14 protein-coding genes and 1 tRNA gene are annotated in these 15,071 nt (G+C 59.7%); 6 read left to right on the top strand and 9 right to left on the bottom strand.

Going from position 1 to position 15,071, the window contains the following annotated elements; genetic code table 11:
* Positions 1-40 precede the first annotated feature (40 nt).
* The 3 genes from SIAM614_RS27855 to map all read right to left on the bottom strand — a co-directional run bounded on the left by SIAM614_RS27855 (position 41) and on the right by map (position 4,103).
* Positions 41-2,320 (bottom strand): bifunctional diguanylate cyclase/phosphodiesterase, encoded by a 2,280-nt coding sequence (locus SIAM614_RS27855; RefSeq protein WP_006939777.1) that lies wholly within the window; start codon positions 2,318-2,320, stop codon positions 41-43.
* Between the two features lie 172 nt (positions 2,321-2,492).
* Complete coding sequence (gene radC / locus SIAM614_RS27850) at positions 2,493-3,206, bottom strand: RadC family protein (protein ID WP_006939776.1); 714 nt, start codon at positions 3,204-3,206, stop codon at positions 2,493-2,495.
* Between the two features lie 66 nt (positions 3,207-3,272).
* Positions 3,273-4,103 carry a type I methionyl aminopeptidase gene (gene map / locus SIAM614_RS27845; RefSeq protein ID WP_006939775.1) on the bottom strand — a complete coding sequence of 277 codons (831 nt, stop codon included), beginning with the start codon at positions 4,101-4,103 and terminating at the stop codon, positions 3,273-3,275.
* 219 nt (positions 4,104-4,322) lie between these two features.
* On the opposite strand from map, the gene SIAM614_RS27840 reads away from it, so the two are divergent.
* Positions 4,323-4,408: transfer RNA gene (locus SIAM614_RS27840), tRNA-Leu, on the top strand.
* A gap of 362 nt (positions 4,409-4,770) precedes the next feature.
* Complete coding sequence (locus tag SIAM614_RS27835; RefSeq protein WP_006939773.1) at positions 4,771-5,946, top strand: alpha-D-ribose 1-methylphosphonate 5-triphosphate diphosphatase; 1,176 nt, start codon at positions 4,771-4,773, stop codon at positions 5,944-5,946.
* A 321-nt stretch (positions 5,947-6,267) separates the two neighbouring features.
* Here the strand turns inward: SIAM614_RS27835 and SIAM614_RS27830 are convergent, their stop codons facing one another.
* The 5 genes from SIAM614_RS27830 to phnC (SIAM614_RS27810) form a co-directional block, all read right to left on the bottom strand.
* Entirely contained in the window at positions 6,268-6,558 is a 291-nt protein-coding gene (locus SIAM614_RS27830; protein WP_006939772.1) for a GIY-YIG nuclease family protein, read from the bottom strand.
* Positions 6,559-6,901: 343 nt separating this feature from the next.
* A complete protein-coding gene (gene phnE / locus SIAM614_RS27825) occupies positions 6,902-7,759 on the bottom strand; it encodes a phosphonate ABC transporter, permease protein PhnE (RefSeq protein ID WP_006939771.1) in 858 nt (285 codons plus the stop codon).
* A 2-nt stretch (positions 7,760-7,761) separates the two neighbouring features.
* Positions 7,762-8,676 carry a phosphonate ABC transporter, permease protein PhnE gene (phnE, locus tag SIAM614_RS27820; protein ID WP_006939770.1) on the bottom strand — a complete coding sequence of 305 codons (915 nt, stop codon included), beginning with the start codon at positions 8,674-8,676 and terminating at the stop codon, positions 7,762-7,764.
* 152 nt (positions 8,677-8,828) lie between these two features.
* Entirely contained in the window at positions 8,829-9,740 is a 912-nt protein-coding gene (gene phnD, locus SIAM614_RS27815; protein ID WP_006939769.1) for a phosphonate ABC transporter substrate-binding protein, read from the bottom strand.
* 88 nt (positions 9,741-9,828) lie between these two features.
* Positions 9,829-10,650, bottom strand: coding sequence for a phosphonate ABC transporter ATP-binding protein (gene phnC, locus SIAM614_RS27810; RefSeq protein WP_040441349.1), 822 nt, complete (start codon positions 10,648-10,650; stop codon positions 9,829-9,831).
* 298 nt (positions 10,651-10,948) lie between these two features.
* On the opposite strand from phnC (SIAM614_RS27810), the gene SIAM614_RS27805 reads away from it, so the two are divergent.
* The 4 genes from SIAM614_RS27805 to SIAM614_RS27790 are packed head-to-tail and all read left to right on the top strand — an operon-like array spanning position 10,949 to position 14,133.
* A complete protein-coding gene (locus SIAM614_RS27805) occupies positions 10,949-11,821 on the top strand; it encodes a phosphate/phosphite/phosphonate ABC transporter substrate-binding protein (RefSeq protein WP_006939767.1) in 873 nt (290 codons plus the stop codon).
* A complete protein-coding gene (phnC, locus tag SIAM614_RS27800; protein WP_006939766.1) occupies positions 11,821-12,636 on the top strand; it encodes a phosphonate ABC transporter ATP-binding protein in 816 nt (271 codons plus the stop codon). Before SIAM614_RS27805 ends, phnC (SIAM614_RS27800) begins: the two co-directional genes overlap by 1 nt.
* Positions 12,629-13,462: a phosphonate ABC transporter, permease protein PhnE gene (phnE, locus tag SIAM614_RS27795; protein WP_006939765.1), complete on the top strand. Its 834-nt coding sequence runs from the start codon at positions 12,629-12,631 to the stop codon at positions 13,460-13,462. Before phnC (SIAM614_RS27800) ends, phnE (SIAM614_RS27795) begins: the two co-directional genes overlap by 8 nt.
* Positions 13,459-14,133 carry a class I SAM-dependent methyltransferase gene (locus tag SIAM614_RS27790; protein ID WP_006939764.1) on the top strand — a complete coding sequence of 225 codons (675 nt, stop codon included), beginning with the start codon at positions 13,459-13,461 and terminating at the stop codon, positions 14,131-14,133. Before phnE (SIAM614_RS27795) ends, SIAM614_RS27790 begins: the two co-directional genes overlap by 4 nt.
* 24 nt (positions 14,134-14,157) lie before the next feature.
* Here SIAM614_RS27790 and SIAM614_RS27785 read toward each other — a convergent pair.
* The coding region (locus SIAM614_RS27785) for an osmoprotectant NAGGN system M42 family peptidase (RefSeq protein ID WP_006939763.1) at positions 14,158-15,071 on the bottom strand (914 nt) is incomplete at its 5' end.

Below are 15,071 nucleotides of genomic sequence, written 5' to 3'. Positions count from 1 at the left end.
GGATCTGACGGCCTGAAAATTCAGCCCACCCGCAACGGCATCATGCTTCTAATGCGCGTGCCTGGTAGCTGAGGTCGGTGCCGAAGCCGGTGGCGCTGACGTTGTGGAACTCGTCCAGAAACTTCGTTAGAGCCGTGTCCGTCAACGGGCGGGAGATATAGAAGCCCTGCATCCGGTTGCAATCGTGTGCCTGCAGGAACCGGATCTGTTCCTGGGTCTCGATGCCTTCCGCAACGATGGTCATGCCGAGCGCTTTGCCGAGCTGAATGATCGACACGAGGATGGCCTCGGCCTCCGCGTTGCCGTTCATGTCGGAAACGAAGTCCCGATCGATCTTCAGCGTGTCGAAGGGGAACCGGCGCAGATAGCTGAGGCTGGAATAGCCTGAGCCGAAATCATCGAGCGCGACCTTCACACCCAGGTTCTTCAGCCTCCGCAAGGCTTTCAGCACCGAGTCGTTCCGGCCGGCAAAGACGCTTTCCGTCACTTCGATTTCAAGGCGCTGCGGCGGTAGATTGTTGGTGGCAAGGATTGCCATGACCTTCTCGACAAACCGCGGATGCTTGAACTGGTTCGGCGACACATTGACCGACACGGTGATGCCGGGCCACTCATGCGCCTTGGCGCAGGCCTTGTTGAGCACCCAGATGCCCAGATCGTTGATCAGGCCGGTTTCCTCGGCCACCGGAATGAACTGTGCCGGGGAAATGACGGTGCCGTCTTCCTTGGTCCAGCGCGCAAGAGCTTCGACGCTGACGATCCGTTTTGCGGAGGTATCGGATTGCGGCTGATAGGCAAGGTCGAGTTCGTCGTTCTTCAGCGCCAGGCGCAATTCGCGTGACAGCCGGTCCTTGGACTGGACGTGATGCTCCATGTTGGGTTCGAAGAAGGACCGGCGGTTCCGGCCGTTCGCCTTGGCATCGTAGAGGGCGATATCTGCCTTGCGCAGCAGTTCGTCCGGGTCGTTCCCGTCGCGCGGGGCCACGGCCGCCCCCATGGAAAGGCTTGCATGAAGTTCACGGCGTCCAATCATGATCGGGCGGCCGATTTCGTCCTGAACCTGATCCAGAATATATTCCAGCCAGACATCGTCTTCGCAATTCCTGATGACCATCGCGAATTCGTCGCCGCTGATGCGGGCGACGATCCCGGTATCGGGAATGACGCGATGCAGCCTCTGGGCAACGGCGGTGATCACCTTGTCTCCGGCGGAATGACCAAGGGTGTCGTTGATGTCCTTGAAATGATCGAGGTCGATGTAGACAACGGCGGTATTCGTTCCCTCGGCAGCGCTTTCCTCCAGTGTCTCCGTCAACAGCGTATGGAAGCGGGCGCGGTTCGGCAGGCCGGACAGGGCATCGTGGCGCGAGGCATGCACGGCCCTGGCTTCACTGTGCGCCAGCCGCTTGGTCATCTGGTGGGTGAAGATGGTCACCGCGATGACCACGGCGGCGATCATGAAGGCAGCCAATGCCAGGAACGGATTGATGCGGCGCATCATCTGGCTTCCGGGTTCCGTGGTCTGCCAGGCGATCAGGCCGATAGGGTCGCCAAGTGGCGACTTGAGCTGAAACCGGCCGACACCGTCGCGTTCGGTCTGGGTCGCGGAAAGGACGAAGCCGTCCAGGCGCGACATGTCGGAGATTTCCTTCAGCTTTTCACCGCGTAGCGGCACCAGGCTCACCAGAACCGTTGGCGGAAAACGCACCCGGGAGATCGACTGTATCTGCGGCATGACGGCGGCTGCGCTGAAGAGATAAGGTTCACCGGCCAGGGAAACGACGCCGGTTTCGGCGATCGACCGGCGGGCGTCGCTGCTTTGCGGCACGAAACTGTAGAGCCCGGACGGCGTGCGGCGGAAGGAGATGATGTAGCGGGCGCGTACCTTGGCGATTGCGGGCTTCAGCTCGGCGAACAGGTCCTGCGTCATCCACCTGTTGGTGTGGTCCTGAGCGTAGATATATTGCACGTCAAAATCGCGATTGATCAGGATCGACTTGGTGAAACCGTGATTCTGAAACAACCAGTGCATCAGATTGTTGTAGATCCAGCCTTCGTCCGGATTGATCTGGTTGACCCGGTGATAAGCTTCGTCCCAGATCACGACACCGTTCTGCTGCTTGACCATGTAGTTCTGGGTGAGCTGCAGGGCGCCGGAAATCAGCTTGTTCTGGGATTCAACGGCAGTTTCGTCCGACAGGCGGGCAGACCAGTGCAACAGGCCGAAGATACCGAAAACGGATATCATGACGATGACAACCATCGGAATGATGATCGCGTTTGCTATCTGGCCGCCGGAAATTTTAGACGAATTGAACATACAAGAGCCCGGTTTCTTTGGGCCGAGTATTGTCGGTGGGGGTTAAGGAATGCCCCAAAATTCTAAGTAAATTAAGGGTAAAGCCGCAAAATACCCGATCCGGTTCTGCAAACCGTCAAAAGGTTTTCTGCTGCACAGGCGCGCAAACTTCGCCCGCCGTCACCTGGAAAACTCAGATCAGTTGCAGGCTGCGGAAGCTGACGTTGGATCGCAGGCCAACGATGATGTGGTCATGTACCTCGATGCCGAGCGGGCCGGCGATATCGACGATCTTCTTGGTCATCTGTATGTCGGCTCTGGAGGGCGTCGGGTCCCCCGACGGGTGATTATGAACCAGGATCAGCGCCGTCGCCGAAAGCTCCAGCGCGCGCCGGATGACTTCGCGCGGATAGACGGGCGTGTGATCGACCGTGCCTGTCTGCTGAACTTCATCGGCGATCAGCGCGTTTTTCTTGTCGAGAAACAGGATCCTGAATTGCTCGACGGGAGCGAGCCCCATGGAGACCTGCAGGTAATCCATGACTTTCTGCCAGCTGTCGAGAACCTGGCGTTTTTCCAGGCCGGCCTTGTGAAACCGGATGACGGATGCATGCACGGCCTGAAGCGCATCGATACTGATGTCGGAGAGGCCCGGGATTTCCTTCAGCCTTTCCCTTGGCGCGGCAAGAGCCGCCGGGAAAGACCCGAAGCGCTGCAGCAAGGCCTTGGCGATCGGCTTGGTGTCCTGACGGGGCAGGGCGGAAAATAACAGAAATTCCAGAAGCTCGTAATCGGCGAGACCTTGCTCGCCGGTTTTCCGAAATCGTTCCCGCAGCCGCTGGCGGTGCCCCTTGTGGTCGCCGCCGGCGGTGGCCGGTGTTTCACTGGCGGTGGTCGTCTCTTTCATGAGCTCCTGCGTCAGCCGCTGTCAGATGACGGCACATCGCCGCTGATTTCAAGGCAGCCGGCAGCCTCAGTCCGTCTGAAGGCCGGGCTTGTGAATGCCTTTGGGGGAGGTGGTGAAGATCTGGCAGCCTTCCGGTGTGATACCGATGGAATGTTCGAACTGGGCCGACAGGGACCTGTCGCGCGTCACGGCAGTCCAGCCGTCGCTCAGAACCTTCACATGCGGGCGGCCCAGATTGACCATCGGTTCGATGGTGAAAATCATGCCGGGCTTCAGTTCCACACCTTCACCGGGGCGGCCATAGTGCAGGATGTTCGGGGTGTCGTGAAACAGCAGACCTACGCCGTGACCGCAGAAATCGCGCACCACGGAGCAACGTTCCGCTTCGACGTACGTCTGAATGGCAGCGCCGATGTCGCCCGTGGTGTTGCCCGGTTTGGCAGCTTCGATGCCGCGCATCAGCGATTCATAGGTCACATCGATCAGGCGTTCGGCAGCACGCTTCAACGGGCCGACGGGATACATGCGGCTGGAGTCGCCGTGCCAACCGTCCACGATGAAGGTGACGTCGATGTTGACGATATCGCCTTCACGCAGCGCCTTGTCGTTGGGAATGCCGTGACAGACGACATGGTTGATCGACGTGCAGGAGGACTTGGTGTAGCCACGATAGTTCAGCGTTGCCGGAATGGCATTGTGGTCCATGCCGTACTGGTAGACGAAGTCATCGATTTCCTGGGTCGTGGTACCCGGTTTGACCATGTCCGCCAGCTCATCGAGACACGCTGCGGTCAACTGCCCGGCACGCATCATGCCTTCGAAATCCTCTGGACCGTACAATCGTATCTGGCCCGTGTTTTTCAAGGGAGCTTCCGAAGCGTCGATATAGCTGACCATGGGGTTTACCGTGTCTCACAATTTTCCGGTGCATTGTAAGCCGTCTAGGCTCGGTTCGGCACCAATTATCCGTTGCCTGTTCACATACCGCCCCGAGCGCCCAATTTCCAGCTTCTGTTCAGGCAAAATCAGGCTGACGTGGAAACTTCCCGCTTGCGCGCTGAAAAGCTGCGGTGCCTTCTTGCGCTTTTCCGGCAGGAGAGCTAGGGGAAGAGAAAAGCGGGCGTGGTGGAATTGGTAGACACAAGGGACTTAAAATCCCTCGGCCCTAGGCTGTACGGGTTCGAGTCCCGTCGCCCGCACCAAAGTGTCTTTCGCTATCGGCCTATGGCCTGCTTGAGCGCCGACTTGGTTCGAAGTTTCCTTTCTCACTTTTCACTTCGTTTCGCGTGCTCTTGCCTTTGGCACGCTTGAGCGCCGGTTTCAGGTTTGGCCCGGATCATCCATCTCTTCGCCTGCAATCCGCAGATTTTTCCGGATTGTCATGGATCCGTTGAACGACTGTCACAATTTGCGCCTGAAAGAGCGCTAGATCATCAGGCGATCGACCGGGAACGCGTTTGCTTCCGGTCTGGTTCGCTCCCGGTCTCGCGGAGCCATGTTTCCTGGTGGTCCACCTTCGGACTATTCTTTCGTTCGCTCGCCCAATTCGCCGGAAGGAGTTTCCATGACTTATGCCGACAATCGCGTGCCTTCCGGCAGTGCCCTGACAGTTCTCAAAAACGCCCGGCTGGTGCTCGCCGATGAAGTCGTCAGCGGTCACATTGCGTTTTCTGACGCCGGGATCGTTTCGCTTGATCAGGGCAGCGCGCCGCAAGCCGGGGACGATCTTCAGGGCGATTATCTGCTGCCGGGGCTGGTCGACATTCACACCGACCATTTCGAAAAGCACGTCTTTCCGCGCGCTCACGTGCGCTGGGACCCGCTCAGGGCGGCGATGGCACATGATGCGCAGATCATCGGCAGCGGCATCACCACCGTGTTCGACAGCCTGTGCGTCGGTGCGACGATCAAGAACCCGGAACGTCGCGAAATCCTGGCGCCGATGATCGATGCGCTCGAAACGCTTCAGGCCTCGGGTATGCTGAAGTCGGAGCATCTGGTGCACCTGCGCTGCGAGATCACAGATGGCGAGACCACGCGTCTGACGGAAGAAAACATCGGCAAGGACATCGTGCGCATGGTGTCGGTGATGGAACACCTGCCGGGAAGGCGCCAGAGCAAGGACGTTGAGGCTTATCTCCACCGGCGTATGGCCGACACGGGCGAGACACGCGCCGTTGCCGAGCGGGAAACGCAGGAACTTTTGAATTTTTCCGACGAAATCAGCTCGAAGGTGCGGCCGGCGGTGGTCGCGCTGGCGCATGCGCACAGGCTGCCCTTGCTCAGCCACGACGACACGGAACTTGAGCATATCGATGAGGCCCTTGGCGAGGGCATCAGCGTTTCGGAATTTCCCTGCACGCTGGAAGCGGCCCGCAAGGCCAAGAGCCACGCCATGCATGTTGTCGGCGGCGCACCCAATGTCATTCGCGGCGGATCCCAATCCGGCAACATCGCTGTGAGTGCGCTGTTGGCGGAAGATCTGGTCGATATCCTGGCGTCGGACTACGTCCCGCGCTCGCTGCTGGACTGCGCTTTCCTTGTCGGGACGGGAGACGCCTTCCATGCCGACCTGCCGGCGGCAATCCGGATGGTTTCGAAAACCCCGGCCGAAGTTGCAGGGCTGTCGGACAGGGGCGAGATCGCACAGGGCAAACGCGCCGACCTGCTTCACGTCGGCGTCCTCAACGGACATCCTTTCATCAAACAGGCCTGGCGGAACGGACAACGGGTGCTTTGATCGTTCAGCGGTACGACAAGTGCGTTGTTCTTTTCGGGACGGATCGTGTGGGTGAGGTCGCGGCATGGATGCCATGGTCGAGCCATGGCATGACGGATGAGGCGTGTTGTGAGATGTAACCCTGGCCAAGGCGTGTTTTTCCGATCAGCTTTCCTGGGGCGGAAGTCTCGAGCCTCTTGTTGAAACTGATTGAGCTTCGAGGCCGTGGCACGACGGGAGATTGTTGGTTTTGATCTGGAAAAATCTCCTTCCGTCATTGCAGGGCTTGACCCTGCAATCCATGCCAAGGCTTTTCATCAAAGCCGCGACTGTCGAAAATCATCAGGAATTCAGCAAGCGTTTAAGGTCAAACCATTCCGGGTTCGTTTCTTCGATCAATTCGATCTTCCATTTGCGGGGCCAGGTCTTGATTGCCTTTTCCCGGGCGATTGCCTGTGGCGCAACAGGATGCTCTTCGTACCAGACAAGCCGAACTGCACCGTAGCGAGCGGCAAACTTCGAGCCTTGTCCTGTTTCATGCTCATAAATGCGTCTCGTCAGGTCATTGGTTACACCCGTATAGAGTGTTCCATTTTTGCGACTGGCGAGCATGTAAACCCAAAATCGCTTCATGACTGGATAGGAGACGGCATGGATTGCCGGGTCAAGCCCTGCAATGACGGGGGTAGGCGATAACCAACCAGTATCAACACACACTCCGTCATGCCATGGCTTGACCATGGCATCCATGCCGTTGTCCGAGCAGAGCATGAGGCGCTGATCGTTATTTGCGGAAGGTTTGCGGGTCTGGAGGCAAGGCAGTGGAAAAGTGACCCAGCGATTGAATTAGAGCAAATCGCGTCTTATCGGCATCGCTATTCGCTTTCTGAAATCAGAGACAGCAACGCAAAAAGCGATGCAGGATTTTTCCGGTTGAACGCGTCACGCTCTCGATGGTTTTCTCTTTCCGCAAAAATCACGCCCGACCGGATTCCCCGCCGATGATCTTCCGGCGCAGGAAGCCGGAGAAGCCGTCGATCAGGTAGACCACGACGATGATGAGGAAAATGATCGTCCAGGCTTCCGGCCAGCGATAGGCCTGGATGCGGTCGGCGAGGAGGAAGCCGATGCCGCCAGCGCCGACAATGCCCAGGATGGTGCCGGTGCGCGTGTTGGATTCGAAGTTGTAGAGAATGATCGACAGGATCACCGGCAACGCCTGCGGCAGAACTGCGAAGCGGATCGTCTGGAGGTTACCGCCGCCGGACGCGCGCACGCCTTCTGCCGGCTTCTGGGAGGTGTTCTCGATGGCTTCCGAAAAGAGCTTGGAGAAAGTGCCGATTTCTGACACGGCGATGGCCAGAATGCCGGCGAGCGGGCCGAGGCCGAAGGCGCGGATGAAGATGAGGGCAAGGATCAACTGCTCGATAGCGCGCAGGGCATCGAACCCACGCCGAACGCCAAGCCGCAGCCAGGAGAGTGGCAGGATGTTCTTGGCCCCCAGAAACGCCAGCGGAAACGCAATCACGGCCCCCAGAAGCGTACCCATGAAGGCCATGGCGACGGTTTCCCCAAGGCCCTTCAGGATTTCCTTCCATTCCGCCCAGCTCGTCCAGATATGGGGCGGAAACATGAAGGCGAGCACATCGCCGAAGCGGGTCGCGCCCTGAAGGAGCCTGTCCGGAGCAAAGCCGAAATCCCACAGGCACCAGCCCGTCAAGAGAAGGAAAGCTGTCCAGCTGGCAAGCTGGATAAAACGTGTCCGGCGCGGCGTCGTGAAGGCATCTGGAACCAGAGCCCTGGCGCGGGCGATGTCAGGTGTTGGAGCGGTCATTTTCAGATGCCTTTCCCGGTCAGGCCGATGATGCGGTGGCGCACCTTTTCGCTCAGCATGTCGATGACGATCACGGTGACGAAGACAATCAGGAACAGGGCCGAGAGGTCGGTATACTCCTGCAGTGACATGGCCACGCGGATCTCCTGGCCCAGGCCGCCTGCACCGACGAAGCCGATGATGGAGGAGGAGCGGACGTTGATCTCGAAACGCAGCAGTGTGTAGCTGATGATGTTCGGGACAACCTGGGGCACGATGCCGTAGCGGATCTGGTCGAACCAGGAACCGCCCGAGGCCTTGATCCCTTCCAGCGGGCGCATGTCGGCATTCTCGTTGGCCTCGGAGTAAAGCTTGCCAAGGGCACCGGTGGCATGAAGACCGATGGCGAGAACACCGGCCAGCGGGCCGACGCCGAAGCAGAAAACGAAGATGAGGGCCCAGACCAGATCCGGAACGGTCCGGATGATTTCCAGGAAGCGCCGGGTGACGTTCAACACCCATCTGTTGGGCGAGAGATTGCGCGACGCCGGGAAACTCAACACAAAGGCCCCGACGATGCCGAGCAGCGTTGCCATATAGGCGATCAGGATCGTTTCCAGGAGCAGCCAGAGCCAGACCTTCCAGCGCCAGAACCAGTCGGCAAGATCCGCCCCGAGTGACACGCGGTGAAACTCCGGCAAGGTCTTGTAGAGATATTCTCCCAGCCGCGGCAGGCCTGCCCAGATCTTCCACATGGACACGCGCTCGCCACCCGGTAGGGTGACGTCGGTCATGTCGAAGAAGCCGCCGATCCAAGCCGTGGCAAAGAAGCAGAGAGCAAAGAGCAGGGTCGTCACCAGGTTCAGCCGCAGGGCTGACCGGCGGGCGGTGGCGTAGTCGTTTTCGAACTGATCGATGGCGGGGGTAAGGGCTGTCATGGCCACTGCCGTTCTTCGCAATTGAAATGAAAGCGCCGATGGATCGCCGCAAACAGGGGCGGCGAGTTCAGAAACTGCCGCCCATGCATTTTAACCGGGTGCCGCTTCAGGCTTGGCCGAAGGCGCTGCCTGAAGCGGCGGTTGCGTCGATCTCAGCCGCCGCGGCGCTGTTTCTTCAGCCAGTCGCGCATTTCGACGATCCACTGGTAGCGGTCGTGATCAACCTCGATCCAGCCTTCCTGGGTGCTGTCTTCACCACCGGTCATCTCGATGAAGGCCAGCGTATCCTTTTCCGGGATCTCCATGACCGCGGTGCGCATGGCATCGATCAGGCCCTGGGGCAGGTTTGCGCGGGCAGCCAGCGGGCCGGAGGTGATTTCCGGCGATTTCCAGATGGTGCAGATCGAGTCCTTCTCGATCATGCCCTTGGTGACCATACGCTGGGGAATGCCGTCTTCTTCGTTGGTGATGTAGGTGGCGGCAGCGTCATACTGCTTGTTGTAGACGCCGAGCACACCGGTCTCATGGGCACCGGAGAAGGGGATCGCACCGAAAAAGGTCTTCGGCTCGTAGCCCTGTTTGCTCAAGTTGAAGAAAGGCACCGCATAGCCGGAGGTGCTGTCCGGATCAGCAAAGGCGAGGGTCTTGCCCTTGAGGTCGTCCAGGGTCTTGTAGCCGCTGTCGCAACGCACGGCGACGACAGAGAAATAGCCGGTGGAGCCGTCTTTCTGCAGGCGAGAGACCAGCGGAACGACGCCGCCGTTGGTTTCAGTGTAGGCGGCGGCATAGGAGGACGATCCGAAGAAGGCGAACTCGATCTGGTCGGCTGCCATTGCCTGGATCACGCCGTCGTAAGAACCGGCCGTGAAGATCTCGACATCGACGCCGAGTTCATTTTCCAGGTATTTCTCGAAAGGTGTGTAGCGGGCGATCCGGTCCTTTTCGTTTTCACCGGACAGGATGCCGAACTTGACCGTCTTGTACTGGTCCTTCCAGCTTTCCGCCAGGGCCGGGGAGGCTGCAAGAACGGCAACGGATACGGCTGCTGCAAATAAGGCCTTCATCTTAAGTCTCCTTTGGTGCCGGTAGGTCCGGCGGTTTGGCGGCAGAGGCCGCTTCAGGCTGCGCGAGCGGAAAACCGCTTCGCGAAGGTCAGGTCCCGAAGGCCTTGAGGGGCGAGCGGGAAGAGGGTGTTGCGAGGGAGGTTGAGGTCACCGCTTCGTTGATCTCGGCCGAAAGATCGTCGGTGCCGTAGATCTGCCGCACCTTTTCACTTGTCAGCGCTTCGGGCGTGCCGTCGAACTGGACCCGTCCGTCCTTCATCGCGACGATCCGGTCGCAATAGGCGCGGGCGGTGTCGAGCGTGTGCAGGTTGACCAGCACCGTGAGACCGTCCGTCCGGTTGATTTCACGCAGGGCGTCCATCACACGGCTGGCATTGGCCGGATCGAGCGAGGCAATCGGCTCGTCGGCCAGCATGATCCGCGGGTTCTGCACCAGGGCCTTGGCGATGGCGACACGCTGTTGCTGGCCACCGGAAAGGGTTCCGGCACGTTGCAGCGCCTGAGGGACCAGATCCAGCCGGTCCAGCGCTTCGATGGCGCGGGCGCGGTCTTCGTCGGTGAAGGAGCGCGTCATGGACCGCAGGAAGCCTGTGTGGGCTATGCGGCCGAGCATGACATTGGTCAGCACATCCATGCGCTCAACAAGATTGAACTGTTGAAAGATCATGGCGCAGGACGCCCGCCAAAGACGCAGATCGCGGCCCTTCAGGGCCGTGATGTTCTGACCCTCGTTCAGGATCGTGCCCCGGCTGGGGTCGGTCAGCCGGTTGACCATACGCAGGAAGGTGGACTTGCCGGCGCCAGACCGGCCGATCACGCCCACCATCTGCCCCTTGGGGATGGCAAGGGAGATACTGTCCACTGCGGTCAGGTCTCCAAAGACTTTAGATAATTGCTCAATGACCAGCATCGGGCCCTCCGAAAAACGGAGAGCGAACTAGCAGACATGTGCCGAGTTCAGATGTCTATACGATTATACTTTTATGAAGTTTTACGACAATGATGCACTTAAGGTTTGCCGGAGAACAATTAAGTTAAAGAATTTATTGATATATCTAAGAAAAAGAAATTACCCCTGTTGAAGTTCGAAATTTTCAGAATGTAAATTTCGTAAAATTTACATAATACGGTCACGTTCAACAGGGCGCTTGTCGTTACGCTCCTTTTGCCTTGCCGGCTTTGTTTCGGTTTTCTGAGGAGTTCCCGTCATGCGTTTTTTGAAATCCGCCGCCCTTGCGGCTGCCGTTCTCGCCGTTTCCCTGACTTCATCCCTGGCCGATACGTTCAAACTGGCCGTAACCGATGTGGAAGGCCTGGAGCGGCTGCAGGTCGAATGGGGTCCGTTCAAGGAGGCCCTGGAAACGGCAACAGACCACACCTTCGAGTTCTTTCCGGTCACCAGCCGGACAGCCGCCGCTGAAGCCCTTCGCGCCAAACGCGTCGATTTCGTCGTGACCGGGCCGGCAGAATACATCGTGATCAACAAACTGACCGAAGCCCGCCCGCTGATCGGGCTCGGCCGTCCGGATTACTTCTGCGCCATCGTGGTGCGCGCCGACAGCGGCTTCACGCGCCCGGCCGATCTCAAGGGCAAGAATGTGGCCTTCGGCGACATCGGTTCCACTTCCAACATGCTGTGCCCGATGCAGTTGATGGCAGACTATGGTGTCGATCCGGTCAAGGACATCGACAAGCTGCACACCTCGCGCAACATTGCCCACGAGGCTTTGAAGAAGGGCGATGTCGCGGCCATCGGTATCAACCACAATTCCTGGCTGGGCACCCGCAACAAGGACGACAGCGTCCCCAACGGTTTCTTCCGGGTGATCGCCCGTTCCGGCGACCTGCCGAACGACATGATCATGGTCGGCGCCCATGTCGATCCTGCGGTTGCGCAGAGCCTGCGCGAGGCGATCCTCGACAACAATAAAGCGATCATCGCCGCGATCCTACAGCACGAGGAAAACGACAAGTATTCGGGCATGGATCTGGTGGCGATCGAGGATGGTGCCTATGACCTCGTCCGGTCCATGTACACCACGGCCGGCTTCCCGCAATACGACAAGTTCATCGGCGAATAATGGCGCAGCCTCTGCTCCAGTCCGCCGGCGCGGTTGCGCCGGCGGTTCCAGCCGCACACGCGGGGACGAACCCACTCTGCGACCTCAAGGTCGAGGGACTATGCAAGTCGTTCGGCAAGGACCGGAGCGTGTTGCACGGTGTGTCCTTTTCCGTGGGCCGCGAGGAGGCGGTTGCCCTGATCGGTTCCAACGGTGCGGGCAAATCGACCGCCTTGCGCTGTGCCCTTCGGCTGATCGAGCCGGAAGCCGGTTCGGTGCTGCTGTTCGGTGAAGACATTTCCTCCGCGCGTCAGCGTCAACTCAGACGGGTCCGCGCCGAAGTTGGCTTTGTCTTTCAAAAGCACAATCTGGTGCCGCGCGTTTCGGCACTGACCAACGTGATCCATGGCAATCTTGGCCGCGCCGGCGGCATGCGTGGCTGGTCTCAGCTTCTGGCCGCAACGGCCCTGCGGGACCGAGCAATGGCCTGCCTCGACAGAGTCGGGCTTGCGGACCAGGCCTTGAAGCGGGCTGATCAACTCTCCGGCGGCCAGTCCCAGCGGGTGGCGATTGCCAGGGCTTTGATGCAGCAGCCCAGAATGATTGTCGCGGACGAGCCGGTTGCCAGCCTGGACCCGGTTGCCGGTCAGGAAGTGATGGACCTCTTCCGCCAACTGACCCGGGAAGAGGGGATCACGCTGCTGTTCACCTCGCACAACGTGCAACAGGCGCTTGCCTATTCCGACAGGGTTCTGGCGATCCGGCAGGGGGAAGTCGTTCTGGACGAGAACAGCAGCGGACTGAGCGCTGCGGATCTGGGAAAGCATTATGGCTGATCTCCTGACATTCAATCGCTCCCGCCTGCCGGAGAGGTTCGAACGGCCCGGGGCCCTGCATTTTGTTGCCTATGTGGCGCTGCTGGCATTCGTGGTCTGGTCGTTTCAGGGGGCCGGCTGGTCATTCTCCGCCCTGGTCTCGGGCGGTCCGGCTTTGGCCGACTTCCTGTCGCGCTCGTGGCCGCCATCGCTGGAGCGGCTGCCGCAATTGTCGAAGGCGCTGCTGGAAACATTCCAGATGGCGCTGGCGGGCACGCTCATCGGCATTGTTCTGAGCCTGCCGCTGGCGGTTCTGGCCGCAAAGGGCCTGACGCGGCCCTCCTTGCTCTCAAGGGCAGTCTATACGTCCTCGCGATTGCTGATCGCGCTCTTCAGGACGGTGCCGGATCTCGTGTGGGCGCTGGTTTTCGTCATTGCGGTGGGGCTTGGTCCCTTTGCGGGCACGCTTGCCATCGCTGTCGATACCGTGGGTTTCTGCGGGCGTTTCTTCGCCGAAGCCATGGAAGATGTGGAGAAGGGGCCGGCCGAGGCGCTGACGGCCGCCGGTGCGAGCCGTTTCGATACGATCTTCTGTGCGGTGGTGCCCGCCGCCATGCCCTCCTTCATCACCACATCGCTGTTTGCGCTGGAAAAGGCGACGCGGTCTTCCGTTGTGCTCGGCCTTGTCGGGGCAGGGGGCATCGGCATCGAGCTGAAGGTGGCCATGGACTTTTTCGATTACCAGCTCGCGATGACCATCATTCTGATGATCTTCGTGCTGGTTCTTTGTGTTGAACGGCTCGGCACCCTTGCCCGCAGCCGCATACTGGAAGGATCGTCTCAATGAGCAACGCACAAGCCTCACAAAAAACCGACACGGCCCATCTGGCCTGGGACAAGCGCTGGCAGACGGAAGAAGGCCGGGCCGACTGGCTGCGTGCGGACCCGGACGTTGCCGGTCTGATTGAAAGACTGAAAAAGCAGGGCAACGTCAGAGCTCTGGATCTTGGCTGCGGTGTCGGCCGTCATGCCTTGTCTTTCGCCCGCGCCGGTTTCGAGACGCATGCGATGGATCTTTCCGAAGCCGGTCTGGCGGAGCTGAAAAAGAGCGCTGCGGCGGATGGCCTGGAGATTGAAACCCACCTGGCCCCGATGACCGCGCTGCCGTTCGACGACGACAGTTTCGACTACGTTCTGTCGTTCAACGTGATCTATCACGGCGATCCGTCGATCGTTCACACTGCGATCGCGGAGATCGCCCGGGTGTTGAAACCTGGCGGGATCTATCAGGGGACCATGCTGTCGAAGCGCAATGCCAACTTCAGCATCGGGACGGAAGTTGCCACAGACACGTGGATCCGGGATGGTGACGATGACAAGGATCACCCGCATTTTTACTGCAACGCGAGTGAGCTGGTGGCGCTGTTCGACCGTTTCGAGCTGAGCTACCTGGAAGACAAGGTGCACACAAAACCGGGATCGTGGCACTGGCACATGATTGCCGACCTCAACCGCTGACGCAGCGAAACGCGGCGGCGGGCGTTATTCGCCCGCCGGTTCCGGCACCGGTTCATCGATGTCCGGATTGAGTGTCTGGTCGGCGTCAGCGGTCGGCTGGCGTGTGAAGCCCTTGAGGTCTGCAAATTCGCGGGCATCGCGCTGGATTTCCACCGGGCTCAGGGCGTAACCGGTCGCCAGCTCTGCAAGCGACCGCAGCGCATGCATGTGGATGCGTTCATAGCCGTGGCTGGCATCAACACCGAAGGTGATCAGCGCCGTGCGCACGTCCGCGCCCGCTTCGATGGCGGTCGCCGCATCTGAGCGGTAAAAGCGGAAGACGTCCTTCTGGAACTTGATGTCATTGTCCCGGCAGAGCTGAACCATCTTGCGGGTGAGATGAAAGTCGAACGGACCTGTCTGATCTGCCATCGCGATGGTGACGCCAAATTCGTCCGAATTCTGTCCCGGGGCAGTGGTGCCATTGTCGATGGCGACCAGGGAAGCGATGTCGGGCGTCAGGATCGATTGCGCGCCATGGCCGGTTTCTTCCGCGATGGTGAACAGCCAGAACACGTCGACCGTCGGCTCGATCCCGGATTCCACCAGTGCCTTGATGGCCGCCAGCATCACCGCGACCCCGGCCTTGTTGTCTAGGTGACGGGAGACGATAAAGCCGTTGTCCAGGAATTCCGGCGCCGGGTCGATGGAAACGAAATCGCCGACATCGATACCCAGCCGGCGCAGATCATCCACCGACTTGGAATAGGCGTCGACCCGAAGCTCGACATAGGGCCAGCCGACCGGCAGTTCATCGACACCGGTGTTGTAGGTGTGGCCTGAAGCCTTCAGCGGTAAAATGGTGCCTGTGTAGGCACCGCTTTCGGAAAAGATCGTCGTGCGGGCACCTTCCGAAAACCGTGCGGACCAGTGGCCGATGGGGACGAGCTCCAGACGGC

Source organism: Roseibium aggregatum IAM 12614, assembly GCF_000168975.1.
Taxonomy (GTDB): Bacteria; Pseudomonadota; Alphaproteobacteria; order Rhizobiales; family Stappiaceae; genus Roseibium; species Roseibium aggregatum.
The sequence above is the reverse complement of the archived record's forward strand: the minus strand, read 5'-3'. Positions and strand labels throughout refer to the sequence as shown.